Annotated in this window: 3 protein-coding genes; all 3 read right to left on the bottom strand. The window is 55.2% G+C overall.

Translation table 11 applies throughout. The features are described from left to right. Positions 1–333: 333 nt before the first annotated feature. Complete coding sequence (locus tag WCJ41_RS20765; protein ID WP_336907743.1) at positions 334–1146, bottom strand: hypothetical protein; 813 nt, start codon at positions 1144–1146, stop codon at positions 334–336. A 36-nt stretch (positions 1147–1182) separates the two neighbouring features. Continuing rightward, positions 1183–1416 (bottom strand): hypothetical protein, encoded by a 234-nt coding sequence (locus WCJ41_RS20760; RefSeq protein WP_336907742.1) that lies wholly within the window; start codon positions 1414–1416, stop codon positions 1183–1185. A 397-nt stretch (positions 1417–1813) separates the two neighbouring features. Next, positions 1814–2883 (bottom strand): IS630 family transposase gene (locus WCJ41_RS20755; protein WP_336907741.1). Its coding sequence is split into 2 segments (ribosomal slippage): positions 1814–2397 and positions 2397–2883, totalling 1071 coding nucleotides; the frame shifts between segments, so codons are not numbered across the junction. Between the last annotated feature and the right edge of the window lie 561 nt (positions 2884–3444).

Here is a 3444-nt window from a genome sequence, read left to right as displayed (position 1 = left end):
CCCGTGCTGCACTTTTACTCCGGAAAACTGCTGCAGATTCACTCCGGCGTTGACACTTTGCAGCACCTCGACTTGTCGCAGCTTCGTGACGATCTGCTCGGCTCCCAACCTCTTCTTCGGCATAGGCTTTCTCCCTTCCAGGCTATCTTCTCTCAGTTCGCCTGGTTCAGAAAATGCCGGTCAGGTCAACTCGCCAGGGCCACAACACAAGATGTGTGCATCAGACAGCCGTTTTTGGAGGGGGTTCGGCGTAGAACTCACCCAGAGTGTTGAACTTCCATTTGCCGTCTCAGCTTTTGAGCCGGTGTAACGCCCTCGGGCGCTCCAAATAATCTAGTTTTTGATTGAAGAGAACATTTTCATCTCTTCAATAAAATTCAGGTAAGGGCTGGCTGTAATTGCAAGTTCCCCGATGAACGGATGGGAAAGGTGCACCAGCGCCAATAGATTGAGCATGATGAATCCCGACAGAGCGCTTGACATCAGAACCTGAACAAAAGAACTCTGCGCTGCAACGAATATTGGACCAAGGAAAATCAATGTGACGCCCGAAACAAGGACGACCCATACGACTTGAGTTACGGTGCGTGTTGAAGTGGAGGTTCTCAGTCCTCGTAACTTCACCACATCGCCGAGAAAATTCAATTGCGCTGCATTCATGATGTTCGGTTCGTTACCTTTCAAGAACGAATCGAACATTTCAGTAAGGCGGATCGTCGTCTTCTCACTCATCTGGCCATTTGCGAGCAGTTTCCACTCATCTTCGGCTACGGATTTTGCATAGCTAACCACGGTCGCCCTCATGATCGCGGTACCCTTTCCGCCTAGGGTCTCGTCACGCTCTGTCGCGCTGTAATATAGCGACTTGAGTGCTGACACCTCGAAACTGGAGGTCTCACGAACGCCCATATAGAGAGTGTACGATCCAACAAGAGAAAGACCGAGAGCGACAGCGAATACTTCACCAAAGAGTCCGTATTTTATACCAATGATCTCATTGTTTCCGACCAACTCTTGGTAGGTGTAGAGTTCGCGGACGATTATATTCTTAATCAAGCTGATGATGACAGCAAAGCAGAGGACGGCAGGGATTGCGATGGACAAGGGAACCCGTGCAATGGATGTCAATACTGTTTCAATCATCATGTCTCATTTCAAGTAGCTAGGGTTAGGACCCATTGATTAACCCGACATCCACCTGATCGCCAGCTTACCATGATGGATGCCGTAGCCGAACGTAACGTCTTTCACGCCACCTTCTTGCACCGTGCCAACATCGCCCGTGCCAAGCTGCAGGGTGCTGACCGGTGGCGCAGGAGAGATTATAATCTCTGTTGCCACGCCATTGCTCGCCAGAACAAGGGCAGAGGCGGACGCGCCGCACGACAGAATAGGGCTGCGCTTGAGTAGTTTCATCGTTCCCCTACAGTATCGCCCTTGTTATCAAGCTCCGCATCCCATCTATGGTACAACGTCTAAATGAGCGGAGCGGTTCTACAATCCGGGGAACTACGTAGGCGGGAGAATGCCGACGAATTGGGTCACCAGTGCCCAAGGTTTCGAGCAGTAGTTCCGTCATGGTCTCGTTGGTGTTGAGGCCGTTGATCAGCCGACCGTGCATAGCGCCCCTCACGGCGCGTAGACGGGCGATGGCCATGGCGACGCCGATCACATTCTTCTCGGCAGTCTGGTCCAGCGGCACGCTCAGAACGCGGTCATTCCCCACCCCGCCTCGCCGCCCACCGCGCCCGCACAGCGCGCGAATAGCTTCCCGGCCTTCCGCGGTCCTCGGCCCAGTCGATAATACCAGCGGTCATTGGGTGTGACCGATATGAGCCCATTGCCGCATTCCGATTGAGGTGATGGTCTCTGGTTTCGCAATGAGCCTCTGCCAAGCGTCACATATTGCTTCGATGATTTCGTGGTAATTTTCGAAGACGCGATTGTAGAGCCAGTTGGCACGAAGGTATTGCCAGATGTTTTCGACAGGGTTTAGTTCGGGAGCGCGCGAGGGCAGAAAGATTGGAGTGATGCTCTCGGGCACGTCGAGGTTGGTCGTTGTGTGCCATCCGGCCCGGTCGAGAAGGAGAACGGCGTGGGCGCCCCTGTCGACATGGCGGGAGATCTCATTGAGATGCAGCTGCATGGCCTCTGTGTCGGCATATGGCACGGCAATAGCTGCGCCGGTTCCCCGTGCCGGACATATGGCGCCAAACAGATAGGCATTCTCACAGCGTTGATCGGCCGGTTGGCGGGGCCTTGATCCGCGTCTGCTCCATTGGCGGACGATGCCATTTTTCCGGCCGATGCGGGCCTCATCCTGAAACCATATCTCGACCGGCGTGTCCTCTGGCAAGTCAGAAAGATGAGCACTCAGCATTTGCGGGAAGTTTTTTTAAACACCTCGATGATTTCTGCATCCTGCCCAGGGTGGCGCGGACGAGCGCTGACGTTCGAGAACCCTAGCTTCTTCAAGAGTGTTCCGACATACCGCTCATGAAAGTCCACACCGAATCGCTTCTTGATCGCCAGCTTGAGGTCGATGCGCCGCCAGCGCACCACACCGTCGGCCTGTCTGTCGGGGCCACCCTCAACGACGGCCTCCAGTTCGCTCTTCTGCTCCAACGACAAGCGTGGCGCGGGGCCGTTGGTCCAGGCATTCAGCAATGCATCGGGGCCGCCCACGTTGAAACGGTGAACCCAGTCGCGAAGCGTCTGGCGGTCCATTCCACCGATCCAGGTCGCATCGTCGCGGCTCATACCATCCAACACCGCCGCAAGCGAAAGCAGCCGTCTGCTCTGATTGTTGTCCCGAGACTGCTTCGCCAACCGACGAAGTTCACGTGCCGAAAAATCCGTTCGCAAGGGCACTGCTGATGGCATTGCGCGAATCCTCCTCGCGCCCAGTGAATCAGAACTCCAACTTCAGGGGACTCCCCACGTGAGTCAGACCAAAAAACCTTATATATTACAATAATTTGGAAGGTAAAAATGTGCGACTCACACTTTACGTCCTTGTTCTTGGCGCGAGCTGCATAGATCAGCACCAGCAGTTCATCGTCCGTACACTCCAGCAAGCTGCGAACGCGGCCGCTGGCTAGGTTCCTGAGGGCAGCGCGAGGAAGTATTGACCGTAAACGAAGCCGTCACCGCCGAGATGTTGAGGCTGTGCAGTTCTGCCTTAAGGTGGTCGCCGGGGTGGCGTATGGCAGCTGGCGAACGTGCCGCAGGCCGTCGGTGTTCGGACTGCCGGGCATTTTTCACGGCATCGGGTTGCAGACGTCTGAATCTTCGATGCACAGGGCAGTCCGATGGAGGGCGTAACGGAGAGCACGCTATCATCTCATCTAGGTCCGCACTGTACTGAACCATCTAAATGATTCAGTGCACTAGTTGCTGAGAACCGGGGAGGTGGCGTCCTCGGCCTCGGGTGCAGAGGTAGAA

This window comes from Aestuariivirga sp. (assembly GCF_037139295.1).
Classification (GTDB): Bacteria; Pseudomonadota; Alphaproteobacteria; order Rhizobiales; family Aestuariivirgaceae; genus Aestuariivirga.
The sequence above is the reverse complement of the archived record's forward strand: the minus strand, read 5'-3'. Positions and strand labels throughout refer to the sequence as shown.